This is a genomic window from Thioalkalivibrio sp. ALE19 (genome assembly GCF_000428605.1).
In the GTDB taxonomy this organism is placed as follows: domain Bacteria; phylum Pseudomonadota; class Gammaproteobacteria; order Ectothiorhodospirales; family Ectothiorhodospiraceae; genus Thioalkalivibrio.
In genome coordinates, this window is sequence record NZ_AUAG01000010.1 from 88,443 (window position 1) to 106,324 (window position 17,882).

Genomic DNA, 17,882 nt, shown 5'->3' on the forward strand with positions numbered 1-17,882 from the left:
AGCACATGAACGCCTCCCGCACCTCATCCAGACGCCGTGGCCTTCGGCGGACCCTGGGCCTCCTCGCATTGGCCGGGGTGGTGATCGTGACGGCCTGGAGCGCGACGGACCGGCTGTCGGAAAGGTTTTTCCCCGAGGCCGCGCGCGCCGTGCCACCGCCGGCCGTCACCACGATCTCCGCGGAACCCACGCGGGCCACGTTCTATAGCCCTGTGTATCGGGGCAGCATTGAGACCCACGACGAGACGACCATCTCGGCCCGGATCACCGCCCAGGTACTGGAAAGCCCCCTGAACGCCGGCGACCGGGTCGAAGCGGGTGAAGTCCTGGTGCGCATGGATACCGACGAGACGCGTCTGGAGGTCCGCCAGAGAAAGGCCGCCGACCAGCGCCTGGATGGGGAACGGGCCACCGCCCAGCGCAACCTCGATCGCCAGCAGGATCTCTTTGCCCGGGATCTGATCCCGGAAAGCGAACTCGACGACGCTCGCCAGCGCGTCGCCACACTGGAAACCCAGCTCCGGGAGAACCGCTCCGCGCTGGAACTGGCCCGCAAACGCCTCGAATACACAACGGAGCGGGCCCCCTTCACCGCCCAGGTGCAGCGCACCCATGTCCGCCCCGGCGACCTGGCCGCTTCGGGCCAGCCCCTGATCGAACTGGTCGGCCTCGAGAAGCTGCATGCGGTCCTGCGCGTGCCGGAGCGCGACATCCTGCTGCTCGAACCTGGCCTGGACGTCGAGCTGACCATCCCCGCCATGGAACGTACCGTGACGACCCGGCTGGACCGGGTCCACCCCACACTGGAGCCCACCCGGCGCAGCGGGAGCTTCGAAACGCGTCTGTCCGACCCACCGGAGGGGCTGCGCCCCGGCATGGCCGTACAGGCACGGGTCGTCCTGGATCACGTGGACCCGGTCATCCGCGTGCCGGCTCACGCGGTCCGGAGCGACACCGATCACCAGTGGGTCTATCGGCTGGAAGACGGACGCGCATACCGCACGGAAGTGGTGACACGGTCCTTGCCGAACGGAGAACAGGCGATTCTCGAGGGCATCGAGCCGGGTGACCGCATCATCGTGACGCCGGATCGCCGGATCCGGGACGGGATGCCCGTGCACGCCGTGGACGACAGCCCCCGATGACCTGGGTCGAAGGCCTCCTTCGGTACCGGCACACGGTACTGGCCCTTCTGGCGGCCGCCCTGATCCTGGGCCTGCAGGCGCGCTTCGATTTGCCCGTCCAGCTGTTTCCCGATACCGATCCGCCGACCGTCACGGTCATCACGGAATACCCCGGCATGGCGGCCCTGGATGTCGATCGCGAACTCACACGCCTGCTGGAGGAGGAGTTTGCCAGCCTCGATGGCGTCACCCGCATCCGTTCCTCCAGCCAGACCGGCCTGTCCGTGGCACGGGTGGAATTCGACTACGGCATCACCAGCGCCCTCGCCGCGGTGGACGTCCAGAACGCCGTCGGCCGGTTGCGCCCGGACCTGCCTGCCACCATCGAAGAACCGCAGATCCTGGAGTTCTCAACAGCCGACAAGCCGATCGTCACCATCGCCCTGACCAGCGACACCCTGGCGCTCGACGCGATCCGCGAACAGGCCGACAACGCGATACGGGAACGGCTCGAATGGATCCCCGGCGTCGCCGCGATCGACGTGGTCGGCGGACACAAGAGGGAACTTCATGTTGCGCTCGATCCCGAACGCACCGAGGCCCTCGGGATCGACATGTCCCGGGTACTGGAGGCCCTCGACGACTGGAATCTCATGGCGCCGGGCGGTCGTGTCCGCATCGGTGAGCTCGAGAGTGTGGTGCGGTTCGACGCGCCGCTGCGCAGCGAGGCCGATGCACGCGGGATTATCCTCATCGCGGACGACGATACCCGCGTGCGCCTGGGCGATATCGCCCGCGTCCGTCTGGAGCCCGGCGAGCCCCGCTCGGCCTACCGTCATGACGGCCGGGCGGCGATCGCCGTGCAGGTGCTGCGGCGGGACGATGCCAACACGGTGGAGGTGGCCGCGCGCGTGCGCGAGGCGCTGGGACCCCTGCGCGACGCCGCGCCCGAGCTGGACATCGTCGTCGCCGACGATGATTCGGTGTTCACCGAGAAGGTGATCGCCGACATGACGCAGACCGTGATGATCGCCATCGCCCTGACGATGGTGATCGTCCTGCTGTTTCTCGCCGATCTGCGTCAGGCCGGGATCATCGCCCTTTCCATACCGGCGGCGTTCCTGGCGACCTTCGGCCTGATGCAACTGGCCGGTCTGGATCTGAACATGGTCACCATGTCGGCGCTGATCCTGGCGATCGGCCTGCTGGTCGACGACGGCATCGTGATCCTCGAGAACATCCACCGTCACCTGGACGAAGAGGGCCAGCCGCCGCGCCAGGCCGCCATCCAGGGGGTCGGCGAGGTCTTCGGCGCCAAGCTGGGCGGCACGCTGACCACCCTGGGCGTACTGCTGCCCCTCACGTTCATGGGCGGCTTCGTCGGCGAGCTGTTCCGCCCCCTCGCGCTGACCCTGGCCTTCGCCCTCGGCGCGTCGTTCGTGATGGCCGTCACCCTGATCCCGCTGCTGGCCACCTACTGGCTGCGCCCTGCAACGGCGACCGCCACCCCGCGCTGGCGGGAGACCCTGGAGGCACCGGCGCGCGGCGTCCGTCACCTCTATCTGGACGTGCTGGCCCTGGCGCTAAAGCGTCCGCTGGCGACGCTGGCAGTGGCGGTCATGCTGCTGGCCCTCAGCCTGGGCATGCTCCGCATGACCGGGAGCGAGATGCTGCCGCGTTTCGACTCGGGCAGTTTCCAGGTTCTGGTCGACCTGGCGCCGGGCACCCGGCTAGACACCACCCTGGCAACCCTGGAACCCGTCGAGCAGTATCTGGCCGAACACGAATACGTCGTGGATGTCAGCGGCCAGTTCGGCCACGAAGCCGGGGCCCGCTCGATGGGCGACCGCGGCGCCATGGGCGTCAATCAGGCCGAGATCACGGTGACGCTGCTGCCGCGGACGCAACGTTCCCTCACACAATGGGAGATCATGGACGACGTGCGCCAGCGCCTGGAGGCCACGCCGGGCGTGACCCGCGCCGTGCCCCGCGAACTCGGCGGCACCGCGCGCTCGTCAACCGCCGCCCCGATCATCGCCCGGATCAGTGGCGAGCAGGCGCAAACCCTGGACCGCACGGCGAGCGAACTGCTGGACCATCTTGCCGGCATTCCCGGGATTACCGACCTGTACAAGGACTGGGCCCTCGACACCCCCGAGGTGCGGGTCCGGGTCGATCATGACCGGGCCGCCGAACTCGGTCTCACCGGGGCCGGGCTTGCCCGTGCGGTTCACCAGGCCATGGACGGCGCCGTCGCCACACGCTTCCGCCAGCCACCAAAGCGGGACCTGGACGTGATCGTGCGCTACCAGGCCTCGGACCGCCGCTATCCGGAGGACCTGGAGGGCATCCTGCTGCCCACCCGCGAGGGCCCGGTCGCCCTGAGCGAGGTCGCAAGCCTTGAACATACCCTCGGCCCGCGCATCGTCACGCGGGAAAACGGCCAGCGGACCCTGGACGTCCTCGGCTTCCACCTGGGACGCCCACTTTCCGAGGTAGTCGCCGACGTCCAGCAGCGCCTGGACACGTTCAACGCCCCGGACGGTTACCCGGCGACGCTGGCCGGCGAGCAGGCGGACTTCGACGAGGCGCGTGACCACATGATGCGGGCGCTGCTGCTGGCCGCACTGGCGGTCTACCTCCTGCTGGTCGTGCAGTTCCGCAGCTTCGCCCACCCCGTCATCATCATGACCGCCATTCCGTTGCAGTTCATCGGCGTGGTCGCCGCGCTGCTGATCGCCGGAAAGTACGTCTCCATGCCGGCGCTGCTCGGGATCATCCTGCTGATCGGCATCGTGGTGAACAACAGCATCATCCTGCTCGACCTGGCCCGGCGCCGGCTCGCCGAGGGCCGCGACATTTATGCCGCCGTGACCGAGGCGGTGGAAACCCGCATGCGCCCCATCATGATGACCGCGCTGTCCACAATCGCCGGGATGCTGCCGCTGGCCCTGGAGATGGCCGTCGGGGCCGAACGTTTCTCGCCGATTGCCACGGTCATCATCGGGGGCATCCTGGCCGCGACCGTTCTCACGCTGGTGGTAATCCCGGCCCTGTTCGTGATCCTGCACCGATTCGGACCGGCACCCGCCAAGGGGTAAGTACGGATACGCTGTCAGGCCTCCGGGTGCACGGGCATGGGCGGCTCGGCGGCCGGCCGGGCAAACAGGTAGCCCTGGCAGTAGTCGACCCGGTCCTTCAGCCAGCGCCACTCGTCGGCCGTCTCGATCCCTTCGGCCACCACCTGGATATCCAGGTCTCGGGCGAGCTCGACGATCTTGTCGAGGATCTTCTGCTGGTAGACGTCACCGTCGATGCCACTGACCAGTTCGCGGTCGATCTTCACGAAATCCGGGCGCAGCTGCGACAGCATGTTCAGCGAGGCGTAGCCGGCCCCCAGGTCGTCGAGCGCCACCTGGAACCCGGCCCGCCGGTAGCGCTCCACGATCCGTGACAGGTGCTCGATGTCCGTGACCTGATCGCTCTCGATGACTTCGAACACGAAGCCGCTGGGGCCAACCCGGTCCGCCGGGCGCGACATGATCTCGCGCACCGTGGTCTCCAGGCAGAAGGCCGGGTCGTAGATCGCGGTCGGATTGAAGTTGATGAACAGCCGGCTGCCGATCCCGCGTTCGCTGGCGCGGCGAATCGCGTTGATCCGGGCCGACCGATCCAGATGGAACAGCAACTCGGCGTTGCGCGCCGTCTTGAACAGCTCCGACGGCGGGATCGGATCACCCGCCGGCGTGGCGGCCCGCACCAGGGCCTCGTAGGCAAAGACCTCCGAAGGGTCCGTCGCATGCACGATGGGCTGGAAGTGGAAGTCCAGGGCATCGTTGGCCAGGATCGTGGAGAGATCGCGGGCGTTGTGCCGGGCAATCAGCGTGGACAGCAGGTGGGTGTCCTGCAGGTGCCCCAGGCCAAAGTCCTCGCCCTCGGGCACGAAGGTCGCGCGACAACCGGCCTGCTCCGAACTGCTCAGAACCTGCTCCAGCCGTACCAGCATCTCGCCCAGTCCGCCCGTGCCCTTAACCGGCAACGCCAGGATCCCGGAAGCCGGCTCGGCACAGGGCAGCTGTTCGTCTACCATGCGCTGACGCAGGGCCGCGCGGGTATGCGCCAGGACCGGCGCCAGATAGAGGGTGCCGGACGCTGCCGGCAGCAGGTCAATACGTTCGCAATCGGGACAACCCACGACCACCTCCAGCGGTCTTTTCCTTGGTCGGGCGACGAGAACCCGGCGTCATCCTGCGGGTCCCATCACCATAACCATCACGTGTTGACAGACAATCCTATCGACCCGGAGGTTGCATGAGTCAAACCGATCGCCCGACGGACGCCGAACTGCGCGAACGTCTCACGCCGGAACAATACCGCATCGCCCGCGAGGGTGGTACGGAAAGAGCGTTCACCGGCGACTACACCCACCACAAGGCGGACGGCACCTATCACTGCGTCGCCTGCGGAGCCGCGCTGTTCGACTCCCGCGCCAAGTTCGACTCCGGCAGCGGCTGGCCCAGCTACACCGCGCCCGCGAGCGAGGACGCCGTCGACGAACACCGCGACCGTTCACTGGGGATGGAGCGCACCGAGGTGCGCTGCGCCACCTGCGACTCGCACCTGGGGCATGTCTTTCCGGACGGTCCGCCGCCCACGGGACTGCGCTACTGCATCAACTCCGCAGTCCTGGCATTCCGGCCACGCGAAGTAAACGGCCCGGAGTAGAAACCACACGCTGAAGTGTCTAAAGTGGGAGCAGTCGACCTTCCATGGAGCAGTTCGCCATGTTTTTCAAGCCCTCTCGCCTTACTCTCGCCCTGTTCTCCGCCGGCCTGCTGGCACTCTCCGGTCAGGCTGCCGCCAGCACCGGAGACACCGCAGAGCCCGGTGACATGGAACTCGATCCCGAGGCCGAGGGGTATGAACCGCCGGGACGCTCCATCTATTTCTACGTGGACGCCCTGGATCTCGAGGAGCTGGCGGCGAAATACGCCCGCGACGAGGTCCACGTCATCGACGTGCGCACGCGCTACGAATACGACACCCTGCGCATCGACGGCGCACGGCACGTGAGCATCGACGACGAGGACTTCGTCGACAAGGTGCTCGAGATCCACGAAGAGGACCCGGACAAGCCGGTCGCCTTCTACTGCCGGGGCCATACCTGCTTCATGAGCTATCAGGCCGTGGAACGCATGAAGGCCGCCGGCTTCGACGACGCCATGGCCATGGATTACGGCATCTTCGACTGGGCCGAGCATTACCCCGAGGACACCGCCCTGTTCGGAGAGGCGCCGATCGAACGGGCCGATCTGATCGACTTCAACGAATTCCGCGAGCGCCTGTTGCCGCCGATCGAGTTCTCCGAGCGCGCGCAGCGCGACAATGCCCGGGTGCTGGACATCCGGCGCCCGTTCGAACAGGACCAGATCGGTCTGTTCCTCAATTCCGAGACCAACATCCCGGCGGGGGACACCGAAGCCCTGGAGGATTATCTGGAACAGGCCCGCGACTCCGACGCCCCGCTGCTCGTGTATGACATCACCGGGCACGAAATCAAGGCCTTCCAGTACACCCTGGAAGAATACGGGATCGAGGATTACTACTTCATGGAAGGCGGCTTCAAGGCCTTCCAGGAGGAAGTGCTGCAATAGCCCCGCTTCCGGGTAGCGCACCGATCAGGCCATCCGGTGCCCCGACGACCGGGGCCGGTCCACCGCCGACATCGGCCGGAGGGCCGGCCTCCTGCCGAACGGGCACCCATCGACACCCCCCTTGTAGGAGGCGAGCCCCCTCGCCGATCCGGCCCAACCGGTGCCCCGACGGCCGGGGGCCGGCCTACCGCCGCCATCCGCCGGGGGGCTGGCCTCCTGCCGATCCGCCCCGGGATTCCGGCCCGCAGAGAAGACAAGCACCCTCGAAATACTGCAAACTGCGTCACATAATTGTGGCCAGTCGCCGTCCGCGACCGGCGCAACGGGCCCATTACCCGATCGGACACCCACACATGAAAGGACTGCTCGGCCGCTTCCGGGACCGCACCCCCCGATGCCTGGGTCTGGCCTGCCACGACCGGGGCTTCGGGCTCGCGCGGGTCGAACCGGATGCGGCGTACTGCGACACCCCCGAAGACCCGGACGCCCTGGAACAGACCGTCCGCCGCCAGCGGCTGGGCCGCCATTCCGCGCATCTCGTCCTGGACGAGGGGACCTTCCGTCTGTTGCCCACGGAACAGCCCGATGTCCCGGAAGCAGAACGGGGCGAAGCGATCCGCTGGCAGGTCGCGGACCTGGTCGACTTCGACGTCACCCACGCGGTCATCGATTTCTGCCCGATGGGCGACGGGGTCAGCCACCACGGAAAACCCATGGTGTTCGCGGCCGTAGCCCCGGCGGACCACGTGCGCCGGGCCATTCACTCGGTGCGCCGGGCAGGCCTGCGCGTGGCCAGCGTCGGGCTCCCGGAACTCGCCCTGCGCAATCTTGCGGCACGACTGCCCGAGGCAGTCAGCGGCCTGGTGCTCCTGTACGCGCGAGCCCGCTCCGCCACCATCCTGCTGGTGTACGGCACCCACCTGTTCGTGGCGCGGCACGTGGACGTGGCCATCGATGACGACGGCGCTGGCGGCCCGGACACGCTGCTGCTGGAGATCCAGCGTGCGCTGGACTACTACGACGGCCACTTCGCCCTGCCGCCGATCCGGAACCTGGCGGTGATGGGGGACATGCCGGTGGAGGACGAGGCCCTCGGTTACCTGAGCAGCCAGCTCCGGATGGAAGCCCGCTGGATCCCGCTGAGCCGCTTTGCGGAGGGCCTGCCGGAAGGCGGTGCCGGCTGCGCGCGCGCACTGGGCGCGGCGTTCGGCCCACCGGAACCGTCTCCCGCCCCGCCCCCGGAAAACGCCGCCGGAGGCGCCTGACATGCACCAGAGTCTCGACCTGTACCGGGAAGAACTCGACCTCCGCCGCGAATGGCCGCCGCGCTGGCGCCTGCTGCTCCTGTTCGCGGTCTCGCTGCTGCTGGGTCTGTTCCTGTGGACGGTGGAATACCGGGCGGCGCAGGAACGCGCCGACGAGCTCGCCTCGGCACAGGCAGAACAGCAGGCGGCCGAGGAACGCCTGATGGAACTCCGGGACCTGCGCGACACACCCGAGGTTCGTTCGGCACAGGCCGCCGCGGAACGGGCCGAACTTCGCCGCGAACGACTGGCGGAAGCCGAGGCGCTGCTGCAGGCCCGTCTGGACCAGGCCCGGGCCTCCGCCCCGGCGGAACCCCTGACCGGCCTGGCCCGGGCGGCGACCCGCCCCGAGGCCACGAACATCTGGATCGAGCGCATGCATATCGACGGCGACACCGGGGAACTCGCGATCGAGGGCCGCGCCCTGCGGGCCGACGACCTGCCGCCCTATCTGGAAGTACTCGGGGAAACGGGTGCATACGAGGGCGAGGGCGAGCCCGAGTTCGAACTGCACGGCGGGGAAGACACGCTGCGGTTCGTCTTCCGGCCCGGGAGGACACCCCGTTGAAGATGCCCGTCGCAGCCGCCCTGGAGTCGCTGGATACACGCGTTCGCGCGCTCTCCGGGCGCGAACGCCTGCTGCTTTACGGCGCCGTGCTGCTGACGCCGTTCCTGCTGATCTTTCAGTTCGCGGTGGTCCCTCAGGAGCAGCGCCTGGAAGGGTTCGACGAGCGCATCGAACAGACCCGTACCGACACCCGGACCCTGCTGGAACAGACCGCCGAGATCGCCGTACAGGACGACCCGCTGCAGACGTTCCGGCAACGCGAACGCGAGGCGCGGGAACAGGCCGCGGAGATCGAGCGGCGCCTGCAGACCGCCGCGCAGGATCTCCTCGGCCCCGACCGCACGGCGCGCCTGCTGCGCGAACTGCTGGCGGAGCGCGGGAGCATCCGGCTGGACACCCTGGTTCGCCGCAGTCCCGAAACCATGACGCGCGGAGAGGATTCCGGCATCCGCATCCGCAGCCACCGCATCGAGCTGGCGATGACCGGCGACTACCTGAGCCTCCTGCGTTACATACGCCATCTGGAGGCAATGCCGGTGCTGTGGCTGTGGGGCGACACCGAACTGACCCTGGTGGATGGCACGCCCCGGCTGCGCCTGGCAATGGACGCCATGGACCTGGACGGCCTGGAGGAGACGCAATGAAGCGGAAGCGGTCTTCCCTCCTGATGCCGACGATCCTCGCCTGCGGGCTTCTCCCGGCCTGGGGGGCCTCTTCCGCTGTGGCGGAAGAACTGGCCGACCCCACCCGACTGCCCGCAGTACTCACCGCGCCCGAGCCGGCTGCCGTCCCGGACCCCGCTCCCGACGCCGCCGAAGCCCGCGAAGAACCCGACACCCGCCTCGCGGAGCTCCGGGTCATCATGGTGCGGCTGCAGGGCGACCGGAACGTGGCCCGGGTTCAAGACCCGGATGGCCGCGAGAGCGAGGTGCATATCGGCGATACGGTCGACCGCGCCGAGATCCTGCACATCGAACCCCGGGGTATTGTGGTTCGCACCACCGATGGCGAAGAGCACCGTCTGTCCGTTACCCCCCCTGTCGAAATGGAACTCAGGAGACACCCATGATCCGGCTCCCGGCCCTGCCCTGGCTGTTGTTCACCCCCGCCATCGCCTTCCTCGGCGGCTGCGCCGCCCCCGGCGAACTGGGCTCGGATGCACGCGATCGCACCCAGCAGAGCCTGGAGGACATGGAACGGCCGGTGCCCCGGCCCATCCCGACACCACCCCCGGAACCGGCGGCCCGCGACACCGGGGAGCCGCCGCTCGCCGAGCCCGACATCCCCCCCGACGAACCGGTGTTCGACCTCCGCGTGGAGGATGCCGAGGCCCGCGGATTCTTCTACACCCTGGTGGAGGACACCGCCTACGGCATGGTCGTGCACCCCGACGTGGAGGGCCGCATCAGCCTGCAGCTCAACGCCGTGACCGTGCCGGAGATCCTGGAGATCGTCGAGGAGACCCACGGCTACGCGATCACCCGCCGCGGCTCCACCTTCCGCGTCGGGCCTGCCGGCCTGCAGACCCGCACCTTTTTCGTGGACTACCTGAACGTCAACCGCGAGGGTCAGACCGGCCTGCAGGTCAGCGCCGGACAGCTCGCCGCCGAGGAGGACGAACCGGAGACCTCGGGGACGACCATCCGGACCAGTTCCGAATCGCATTTCTGGGGTGACCTGCGTGACTCCCTGGAGATGCTGGTGCTGGGCGAAGAAGGCAACGACCGCGAGGGCCGCCGGGTGGTGGCCAGCCCCAACACCGGCGTGATCGCCGTGCGTGCGCGCCCGGACGAACTCCGCGACGTGGCCGGGTTCCTCGACGCCGTGCAGGAATCCGCGCAGCGTCAGGTCATCCTCGAGGCCAAGGTCGTTGAAGTGGCGCTCGGGTCGGAATTCGAAGCCGGGATCAACTGGTCACGCCTCAACCAGATCGCCGGCGGCGAACTGCAGATCGGGCAGGCCAGCCCCGGATCCCTGGCGGATTCGCGACGGACTCCGATCGAGGGCGACATCGGGACCATCGGCGAGGTCACCGGAGGCGAATTCGAGGCCCTGGGCGGCATCCTGACCGCGGCCTACAGCGGTACCGGGTTCAACGCCTTCCTCGAACTGCTGGAAACCCAGGGGGACCTCACCGTCCTGTCCAGCCCGCGGGTCTCCACCGTCAACAACCAGAAGGCGGTGATCAAGGTCGGGGACGACAGCACCTACATCACCGATTTCCAGCTGCGCACCGAGAGCACGGGGACCGGCGACGCCCGCACCGACCGCCTGCTCCCGGACCCCACGTTCTCCCCGCTGTTCGACGGCGTGGCCCTGGACGTCACGCCCCAGGTCGCCGGCAGCGGCGACGTCATCCTCCACGTCCGCCCGAGTGTCAGCGAGGTGCGCGAACAGGTCACCAGCTTCCGCTTCGACGGCCGGGAATACTCGTTCCCGCTGGCCAGCTCGTCCATCCGCGAATCCGACAGCGTGGTGCGCGCCGAGAACGGTCAGGTCATCGTGATCGGCGGGCTGATGCAGGACACCACCGAGGAGATCATCGCCAGCACGCCCCTGCTGGGCGACCTGCCAGTACTGGGCGGCCTGTTCCGCCACACCCGCCAGGAGCAGCGCAAGAACGAACTGGTCATCCTGCTGCGCCCCGTGGTGGTCGACGACGACGGCGAGGCCTGGGAAGACGAGATCCGGCGCAGCCGCGAACGCCTGCGCGACTGGGAAGGCGTGGACCACCGCACCCTGGAGATGTAACAGCCCTCAGTCGGAATACCCCCAGCCGGAGCCGCCTTCTCCGGCATGGGGGCACCAGGCATCCAGCGTCGATTCCCCGTCACAGTCATCGCTGCTGAGGTCGTCATCCAGCTCGCCTGCCACGTAGACGCAGGCTTCGTAGTCGCTGGATCCGCCGCTGGTGTTTTCCTCGGTCTCCCAGTAGACGTTGCCCTCAAAAGTCAGCTTGCCATTCACCTCTGCTCCGTCCGCAAAGCAGGCCTCACCCTCCACGGTCCGATTACCTCCACCCTGAATCGTAACGTCTTCCGCTACATAGAGATTTTCGAAATCGGAGCCCGGCCCGCCACCGGGAGGTACATCGCCATCATCAAACGCACAGGTCCAGGCCGGATCCTCCTCGGCGCATTCGGAGGGCGGGGCCGTGCCTCCGGCGGCATCGAGGTTTACGCAGATGTGGTGCACGGCGGGGGCATCTTCCTCGGCTTCAGCGCCGGCCCAGCCGCGCACCCGGGAACGGTTGTCCCCCCCGCATCCGGCGTCGCCGGGCGGGGTGCAGTAAAACCATGCCCCTTCCCCGACCCCGTGCGGGGCCTCGTCACACGAAAGCCCGCCCTCGCTGATGCGCAGGATCCCGCTCTGGGCCGCGAACAGGGCCTTTTCCCCCAGCACGCGGTCGGCGCCGGTGGCCGCACCGGAACCCACCAGCGACGCGGCCCCCACGGCGATGGCGGCCACCAGGACCACCAGCAGCAGGGCCACCAGCAGCAGGCTGCCGCGCTGCCCCCGCGGGATCGCGGGTGCGTGTTCACTGCCGGTGATAGGTATGGGTCTGTGCGATATAGCCACTCTCGGTCTCCAGTTCCAGGCGATACAGGCCGCTGACACCGGTATCCGCGCAGACAAACGAGACCACCGGATCCTCGGGGGTGCCCGCCAGCAGCACATCGTTGAGCTCCAGCCGTCCGTCGGCCGGCGCGTATTCGAGGCCACCACCATTGAGGATCAGGGAGCCTCCCGCGCAATCATCCACGCTTCCTGCACCACGAAGATCCCGCGCCATACGATCCAGCGCCGCTCCGGACTCCATCTGGGTATCGGTCAGTTCGCGCGTGACGAAGATGGCCTCCACCGCCCCGCCGAGGAAACGCGCGGCCGCCACGCCGATCACCCCGAGGATGATCAGCACCAGCACCAGTTCCAGCAGCGTGAACCCGCGGGGGCGCATCATCCATCGTCCTCGCGCGGGAACTGCAGGTAGAGCACGGGCATGCCGCCGCCGACCCGGCGGAGCTCGACCTGGTTGAGGGGGTTGTCCTCCGGGGCATCCGCCGCGGGTATTATCCGGCAGGAAACCTCCAGGTCCACGTCATCCCGACAGGCGCCGGCCAACACGTCGCCCCCAGCGGAATCCTCCTCGGCCCAGTCTTCCGGATTATCGCCGTTACCGTTACACGAATCGCCAAAATCCAGCGCCGATGCTCCGTGAACGGCCAGCAGGGCCTCGCCGCAGCCGCGGGCCTCGCGCGCGTACTGCTCCGCGTCCTCGGTGCCCGCCACCCCGGTCAGCAGGGCGAAGGTCCCGGCCAGCCCGGCCATCGCCACCGCGATGATCACCAGCGCCACCACGAGCTCGATCAGGGTCAGGCCGCGGACGCGATGTCCGGCGGCGCGTGCTCCGGTCCCCGGTCGGTCGATCATTCAGCACCCCCCTCGTTCGAGGGCCCCGGTGAGCGCCCGCACACAGACGGTGCGCGATTCCCCGCCGCCGGACAGCGTGAGCTCCACATGATCCCCCGAATCCGGATCCAGGGCACCGAAGGGATAGCGAAACTCGAAAGCGTCACCCGAGACGGAGACGCCCGTGAGGTTGCGCGGCCCGCGCAGAGTACTGGTCAGGCACGAACGATTGTCGTCCACCACCCAGCCATTGCCGGTGACCACCTCGACGGCCCCGTTACGCCCGCAGACCATCGCCCCGGCGCGTGCCTGGCGCAGATCGCCGACCAGCTGGTCCTCCGCGGCCTGCAGGTCGGGCGCGGGGCCCAGCAGGCCGGCCGGGATCCGCGGGATGGCCACCACAGCCAGCACGCCGAGCACCAGCAGCACAAGCACCAGCTCGAACAGGGTGAATCCAGCCATCGGGGCGGGCGGCGGACGCGGGCTCATGCAAGACTCGAATTGCGACGAATATCTCGGAATATAACAGGAGAATAGCCGACAGGCGCGCACGCCGGAGGCCACGGAGGAGGTCACTCCCGGGAGGCCGCAAGGTTGTCGCAGCGCCCGGGTTTGGGCAACCTGTCACGGATTCGCCGTCCCAACGCCGCACCGGGTGGCCTTACGAGGGAGCTCCATGCGTTTTTTCCGCAAGCCGGAATCCGGTGACCAGGACCGGCCACCGCGCGAGTCCGAAACGGACTCCGCCACCGAGCCGGCCGCGAAGGCGCCGTCTCCCCGTCGCACCCGCAGCCTGGGCGAGACCCTGGTCGACACCGACGTCATCACCGAGGAACAGCTGCAGCAGGCACTGGCCGAACAGCGCGACTCCGGGCGCAAGCTGGGGCGCGTGCTGACCGACATGGGACTGTGCACCCAGGAAGACATCGCCGGGGCGCTGCAGGAACAGATGCGCCGCATCCGCATCGGCGACCTGCTGATCGACTACGGATACATCGACGAGAGCCAGCTGGAACAGGCGCTCAAGCGGCAGAAGGAAACCGGGCGCAAGCTGGGCCAGGTGCTGGTGGACATGGAACTGGTCGACCGCCACCAGATCGTCGAGGTACTGGCCGACCAGCTGCAGGTCCCCCGGGTCGACCTGCGGCGCTACCAGTTCGATCCGGAAGTCGCGCGCAAGCTGCCGGAGACCCTGGCGCGACGCCTGCGTGCCCTGCCCCTGTCCGAGGGACGCGACGGCATCCTGGTGGCCATGGCCGATCCCACCGACCTGTTCGCCCAGGACGAGATCACCCGCCAGCTCGGCCAGCGCCCGCAGATCGCGGTGGTCGCCGAGGACGACCTGCTGGCCACCCTGGACCGGGTTTTCCGCCACACCGAGGCGATCTCGCGGGTCGCCGAGGAGCTGTCCGAGGAGCTCTCGCGCAGCGACTACGACCTCGACCAGCTGGTGGAGGCGGAGATGAAGGTCGACGCCCCGGTGGTCCGCCTGCTGCAGACCCTGTTCGAGGACGCCATCCAGACCGGCGCCTCGGACATCCACATCGAACCCGACGACCGGGTGCTGCGCGTGCGCCAGCGCATCGACGGCGTGCTGCACGAACACGAGTTCAAGGAGCGCCAGATCGCCGGGGCCCTGGTCTCGCGCCTGAAGATCATGGCCGGGCTCAACATCTCCGAGCGGCGCCTGCCGCAGGACGGGCGCTTCAACATCCGGGTGCGCGACCGCTCGATCGACGTCCGCGTCTCCACCCTGCCGCTGCAGAACGGCGAATCCGTGGTCATGCGCCTGCTCGACCAGTCCACCGGCGTGCTGTCGCTGGACAGCCTGGGCATGCCGGAGCACGTGCTGGAACCGCTGCGGCGCCTGCTGCGCGACCCGCACGGGGTAATCCTGGTGACCGGCCCCACCGGTTCCGGCAAGACCACCACGCTGTACTCCGCGCTGCGCGAGTTCAACGAGCCGGGGAAGAAGATCATCACCGTCGAGGACCCGGTGGAATACCGCCTCCCGCGGATCTGCCAGGTGCAGGTGAACGCGCGCATCGGACTGGACTTCCCTCGCGTGCTGCGCACCGCGCTGCGCCAGGACCCGGACATCGTGCTGGTCGGCGAGATGCGTGACCAGGAGACCGCGGAGATCGGGGTGCGCGCGGCGCTTACCGGCCACCTGGTGCTGTCCACGCTGCACACCAACGACGCCATCTCCACCCCGATACGCCTGCTGGACATGGGCGTGGAGGGTTATCTGCTGGCGCCCTCGGTGATCGGCGTGCTGGCCCAGCGCCTGGCCCGCCGGGTCTGCCCGGACTGCGCCGAGCCCCACGAACCGGACCCGCGCATGCTGGCCGCGCTGGAACCGCTGGACGACCGCCCGCAGGCCCCCGCCCACTGGCGACGCGGCACCGGCTGCAACCGCTGCAACAACACCGGGGTGTCCGGCCGCATCGGCATCTACGAACTGCTGGAGATCGACAGCGACATGGCTGCCGCACTGCGCGCCAACAACCACCAGGGGTTTGCCGACGCCGCACGCGTCGCGCCCGGTTTCCGGCCGCTGGGGCAGGTGGCGCTGGACTACGCACGCCAGGGCCTGATCCCGCTGGACGAGGTGCTGCGCATCGCCGGCGAATCCGCCCGCCTGGAGGAGGAACCCGCCGTCCCCGAGGCCCCGGGGAGCCCCGCCTCGCCGGTCGCCGGCGCGGAGCCCGGCGACGCCCCGGTTGCCGAGCCTCCCGAACCCGCCGATCCCGGGTCCGGTCCCCGGTCCGATGCCGGGTCCGGTTCCGACGACGACCCGGGGCTCGTCCTGCCCGACGCCCCGTTGCGCGACTGATCCGCCGTGCCCCTGTTCGATTACCGCATCCGCACGCCGGATGGCCGCACCGAGAGCGGCCGGGCCGAGGCCGAGAACGCCGCCGCCCTGGCCCGACGGCTGAACGCCGGCGGCACACCGCCGGTGGGGATCGAACCGGTCGCCGAGTCCTCCGGCGGAGGGACCGGCGCGGGCCTGCGGTTGCGCGGCGGCCGGCCGCGCCACGAGGACCTGGAGCTGTTCTGCCGCCAGATGCACAGCCTGACCCGCGCCGGCGTGCCCATCGTCCGGGGGCTGCAGGGCATCGCCGAGACCACCCACAACGCCCGCCTTGCCAACGCCCTGCGCGGCATCGCCGAATCGCTGGAGGCCGGCCGCGAACTGCACGCGGCCATGCGCGAGCACTCCGCCGTCTTCCCCGCGCTGCTGATCAACATGGTGCGCATGGGCGAGGACACCGGGCGCATGGAAGAGACCTTCGAGCAGCTCAGCTTCTACCTGGAACGCGAACACGAGACCCGGCAACAGATCAAGCAGGCCACCCGCTACCCGATCTTCGTGCTGACCGCCATCCTCGCCGCCATCGCCATCATCAACGTGGTGGTGATCCCCGCGTTCGCCGGCATGTTCGAGCGCTTCGACGCCGAACTGCCGCTGCCCACCCGCATCCTGATGGCAACCTCGGCGTTCACCCTGGATTACTGGGCGTGGATGCTCGGCGGCGTGGTCGCCGCGGTCCTCGGGTTCCGCCAGTACACCCGCAGCACGGGTGGCCGCCTGTGGTGGGACCGGATCAAGCTGCGCCTGCCGGTGATCGGCTCCATCCTGGAACGGGCCCTGCTGGCGCGTTTCGCCCGCGCCCTGACCATGGCCACACGCTCCGGGGTGCCGATCCTCGAGGGCCTGGACTCCATCGGCCGCGCCGTGGACAACGCCTGGGTCGCCGATCGCGTGGTCCACATGCGCGAGGCCCTGGAGCGCGGCGAATCCCTGGGCCAGGCGGCCGCCGGCACCGGCCTGTTCACCCCGCTGGTGCTGCAGATGATCGCCGTCGGCGAGGAGACCGGCCAGGTCGACGACATGATGGAGGAGGTCGCGCGCTTCTACGAGCAGGAGGTCGACTACGAGCTGAAGAACCTCTCCAGCGCGATCGAACCGATCCTGATCAGCATCATCGGCGCGATGGTGCTGGTGCTGGCACTGGCGATCTTCCTGCCGATGTGGGACCTGGCCGGGGCCGCCCTCTGACCGGCACTCTTGATGCGTGTCAACTCGATTTCTGGAACTGCGTCACATTCAGTGTTAGCGTTCAGATAATCGAACGGTGCGGAGACCGCCGCGCTGCCCATGCAAGGACATTTTTCCAGGGAGAAGCACCATGCATAACCCCGCCCGCCTCTCGCAGGCCCGCCACTCTGGCGGCTTCACGCTGATCGAACTGGTCATCGTGCTGATCATCGTCGGCGTACTCGCCGCCGTCGCCGCCCCGCGCTTCATCGATTTTTCCGATGAGGCCGCCGAAGCCACGGTGCAGGCACAGGCCAGCAACCTGAGCTCGGCCAACACCATCAACGTGGGTGCCTGTCGCCTGGGGCATGACGACTGCGAGGTCGTTGGTAGCTGCAGCATCGCTGACGCCAATTCCCTACTCGACGGCTCACTGCCCGATGACTGGACAGTGAGCGGCGATGGTCCTGACGAGGACTGGGAAACGGCTACCTGCACCTTGGAAGGGGAAGGAGAAACGGCCGATTTTTCGCTGACTCAAACAACGACGAACTGATCGTCACACCTGGCTAGGGGCTTGCCTCCTGCGGTGCGGGATACCCCCTCGCCGACCAGGCCCAACCGCTGCCCCGACGGCCGGGACCGGCCCACCGCCAACATCGGCCGGAGGGCCGGCCTCCTACCCAACGGGCACCCATCGACACCCCCCTTGTAGGAGGCGAGCCCCCTCGCCGATCCGGCCCAACCGCTGCCCCGACGACCGGGGCCGACCCACCGCCG

General features: G+C 68.6%; 17 protein-coding genes. 12 read left to right on the forward strand and 5 right to left on the reverse strand.

All coding sequences use genetic code 11. The features are described 5' to 3' along the window. Nucleotides 1-5: 5 nt before the first annotated feature. Both F787_RS0105575 and F787_RS0105580 read left to right on the forward strand, forming a co-directional pair. A complete protein-coding gene (locus F787_RS0105575) occupies nt 6-1,145 on the forward strand; it encodes an efflux RND transporter periplasmic adaptor subunit (protein ID WP_028491561.1) in 1,140 nt (379 codons plus the stop codon). Next, nucleotides 1,142-4,225 (forward strand): efflux RND transporter permease subunit, encoded by a 3,084-nt coding sequence (locus F787_RS0105580; RefSeq protein WP_028491562.1) that lies wholly within the window; start codon nt 1,142-1,144, stop codon nt 4,223-4,225. Before F787_RS0105575 ends, F787_RS0105580 begins: the two co-directional genes overlap by 4 nt. 14 nt (nt 4,226-4,239) lie before the next feature. Here F787_RS0105580 and F787_RS0105585 read toward each other — a convergent pair whose 3' ends face one another. Further along, nucleotides 4,240-5,319 (reverse strand): EAL domain-containing protein, encoded by a 1,080-nt coding sequence (locus F787_RS0105585; protein WP_028491563.1) that lies wholly within the window; start codon nt 5,317-5,319, stop codon nt 4,240-4,242. Nucleotides 5,320-5,435: 116 nt separating this feature from the next. Between F787_RS0105585 and msrB the strand changes: the two genes are divergently transcribed. The 7 genes from msrB to mshL all read left to right on the forward strand — a co-directional run bounded on the left by msrB (nt 5,436) and on the right by mshL (nt 11,401). Continuing rightward, entirely contained in the window at nt 5,436-5,849 is a 414-nt protein-coding gene (gene msrB / locus F787_RS0105590; protein WP_028491564.1) for a peptide-methionine (R)-S-oxide reductase MsrB, read from the forward strand. Between the two features lie 44 nt (nt 5,850-5,893). Continuing rightward, nucleotides 5,894-6,778: a rhodanese-like domain-containing protein gene (locus F787_RS0105595; RefSeq protein WP_028491565.1), complete on the forward strand. Its 885-nt coding sequence runs from the start codon at nt 5,894-5,896 to the stop codon at nt 6,776-6,778. Between the two features lie 353 nt (nt 6,779-7,131). Then, nucleotides 7,132-8,043 carry a type IV pilus biogenesis protein PilM gene (pilM, locus tag F787_RS0105600; RefSeq protein ID WP_028491566.1) on the forward strand — a complete coding sequence of 304 codons (912 nt, stop codon included), beginning with the start codon at nt 7,132-7,134 and terminating at the stop codon, nt 8,041-8,043. A 1-nt stretch (nt 8,044) separates the two neighbouring features. Then, complete coding sequence (locus tag F787_RS0105605; protein WP_028491567.1) at nt 8,045-8,650, forward strand: hypothetical protein; 606 nt, start codon at nt 8,045-8,047, stop codon at nt 8,648-8,650. 2 nt (nt 8,651-8,652) lie between these two features. Then, nucleotides 8,653-9,294, forward strand: a complete 642-nt coding sequence (locus tag F787_RS0105610; protein ID WP_042805692.1) for a hypothetical protein — start codon at nt 8,653-8,655, stop codon at nt 9,292-9,294. Continuing rightward, nucleotides 9,291-9,719 carry a hypothetical protein gene (locus tag F787_RS0105615; RefSeq protein WP_028491569.1) on the forward strand — a complete coding sequence of 143 codons (429 nt, stop codon included), beginning with the start codon at nt 9,291-9,293 and terminating at the stop codon, nt 9,717-9,719. Before F787_RS0105610 ends, F787_RS0105615 begins: the two co-directional genes overlap by 4 nt. Then, the gene (gene mshL / locus F787_RS0105620; RefSeq protein ID WP_028491570.1) at nt 9,716-11,401 is read left to right on the forward strand and encodes a pilus (MSHA type) biogenesis protein MshL; all 1,686 of its coding nucleotides are present in this window, start codon (nt 9,716-9,718) and stop codon (nt 11,399-11,401) included. The genes F787_RS0105615 and mshL overlap by 4 nt, the downstream gene beginning before the upstream one ends. Before the next feature lie 6 nt (nt 11,402-11,407). Here mshL and F787_RS17025 read toward each other — a convergent pair whose 3' ends face one another. The 4 genes from F787_RS17025 to F787_RS0105640 are packed head-to-tail and all read right to left on the reverse strand — an operon-like array spanning nt 11,408 to nt 13,549. Then, nucleotides 11,408-12,229 (reverse strand): hypothetical protein, encoded by an 822-nt coding sequence (locus F787_RS17025; RefSeq protein WP_231373402.1) that lies wholly within the window; start codon nt 12,227-12,229, stop codon nt 11,408-11,410. Next, the gene (locus tag F787_RS0105630) at nt 12,189-12,611 is read right to left on the reverse strand and encodes a prepilin-type N-terminal cleavage/methylation domain-containing protein (protein WP_028491572.1); all 423 of its coding nucleotides are present in this window, start codon (nt 12,609-12,611) and stop codon (nt 12,189-12,191) included. Before F787_RS0105630 ends, F787_RS17025 begins: the two co-directional genes overlap by 41 nt. Further along, entirely contained in the window at nt 12,608-13,081 is a 474-nt protein-coding gene (locus F787_RS0105635; protein ID WP_028491573.1) for a prepilin-type N-terminal cleavage/methylation domain-containing protein, read from the reverse strand. The genes F787_RS0105630 and F787_RS0105635 overlap by 4 nt, the downstream gene beginning before the upstream one ends. Continuing rightward, entirely contained in the window at nt 13,082-13,549 is a 468-nt protein-coding gene (locus F787_RS0105640) for a GspH/FimT family pseudopilin (protein WP_028491574.1), read from the reverse strand. 187 nt (nt 13,550-13,736) lie between these two features. On the opposite strand from F787_RS0105640, the gene F787_RS0105645 reads away from it, so the two are divergent. The 3 genes from F787_RS0105645 (at nt 13,737) to F787_RS0105655 (ending at nt 17,658) form a co-directional block, all read left to right on the forward strand. After that, nucleotides 13,737-15,896 carry an ATPase, T2SS/T4P/T4SS family gene (locus F787_RS0105645; protein ID WP_028491575.1) on the forward strand — a complete coding sequence of 720 codons (2,160 nt, stop codon included), beginning with the start codon at nt 13,737-13,739 and terminating at the stop codon, nt 15,894-15,896. A gap of 6 nt (nt 15,897-15,902) precedes the next feature. Further along, nucleotides 15,903-17,123, forward strand: a complete 1,221-nt coding sequence (locus F787_RS0105650; protein ID WP_028491576.1) for a type II secretion system F family protein — start codon at nt 15,903-15,905, stop codon at nt 17,121-17,123. Between the two features lie 130 nt (nt 17,124-17,253). Next, nucleotides 17,254-17,658 (forward strand): type II secretion system protein, encoded by a 405-nt coding sequence (locus F787_RS0105655; protein ID WP_028491577.1) that lies wholly within the window; start codon nt 17,254-17,256, stop codon nt 17,656-17,658. Nucleotides 17,659-17,882 lie beyond the last annotated feature (224 nt).

Excerpts from the sequence above, each read along its gene's own strand:
- msrB (WP_028491564.1), top strand. The coding sequence starts at position 5,436 with ATGAGTCAAACCGATCGCCCGACGGACGCCGAACTGCGCGAACGTCTC.
- F787_RS0105615 (WP_028491569.1), top strand. The coding sequence starts at position 9,291 with ATGAAGCGGAAGCGGTCTTCCCTCCTGATGCCGACGATCCTCGCCTGC.
- F787_RS0105595 (WP_028491565.1), top strand. The coding sequence starts at position 5,894 with ATGGAGCAGTTCGCCATGTTTTTCAAGCCCTCTCGCCTTACTCTCGCC.
- F787_RS0105635 (WP_028491573.1), bottom strand. The coding sequence starts at position 13,081 with ATGATCGACCGACCGGGGACCGGAGCACGCGCCGCCGGACATCGCGTC.
- F787_RS0105605 (WP_028491567.1), top strand. The coding sequence starts at position 8,045 with ATGCACCAGAGTCTCGACCTGTACCGGGAAGAACTCGACCTCCGCCGC.
- F787_RS0105630 (WP_028491572.1), bottom strand. The coding sequence starts at position 12,611 with ATGATGCGCCCCCGCGGGTTCACGCTGCTGGAACTGGTGCTGGTGCTG.
- F787_RS0105645 (WP_028491575.1), top strand. The coding sequence starts at position 13,737 with ATGCGTTTTTTCCGCAAGCCGGAATCCGGTGACCAGGACCGGCCACCG.
- F787_RS0105640 (WP_028491574.1), bottom strand. The coding sequence starts at position 13,549 with ATGAGCCCGCGTCCGCCGCCCGCCCCGATGGCTGGATTCACCCTGTTC.
- pilM (WP_028491566.1), top strand. The coding sequence starts at position 7,132 with ATGAAAGGACTGCTCGGCCGCTTCCGGGACCGCACCCCCCGATGCCTG.
- F787_RS0105575 (WP_028491561.1), top strand. The coding sequence starts at position 6 with ATGAACGCCTCCCGCACCTCATCCAGACGCCGTGGCCTTCGGCGGACC.
- F787_RS0105610 (WP_042805692.1), top strand. The coding sequence starts at position 8,653 with ATGCCCGTCGCAGCCGCCCTGGAGTCGCTGGATACACGCGTTCGCGCG.
- F787_RS0105580 (WP_028491562.1), top strand. The coding sequence starts at position 1,142 with ATGACCTGGGTCGAAGGCCTCCTTCGGTACCGGCACACGGTACTGGCC.
- F787_RS0105655 (WP_028491577.1), top strand. The coding sequence starts at position 17,254 with ATGCATAACCCCGCCCGCCTCTCGCAGGCCCGCCACTCTGGCGGCTTC.
- mshL (WP_028491570.1), top strand. The coding sequence starts at position 9,716 with ATGATCCGGCTCCCGGCCCTGCCCTGGCTGTTGTTCACCCCCGCCATC.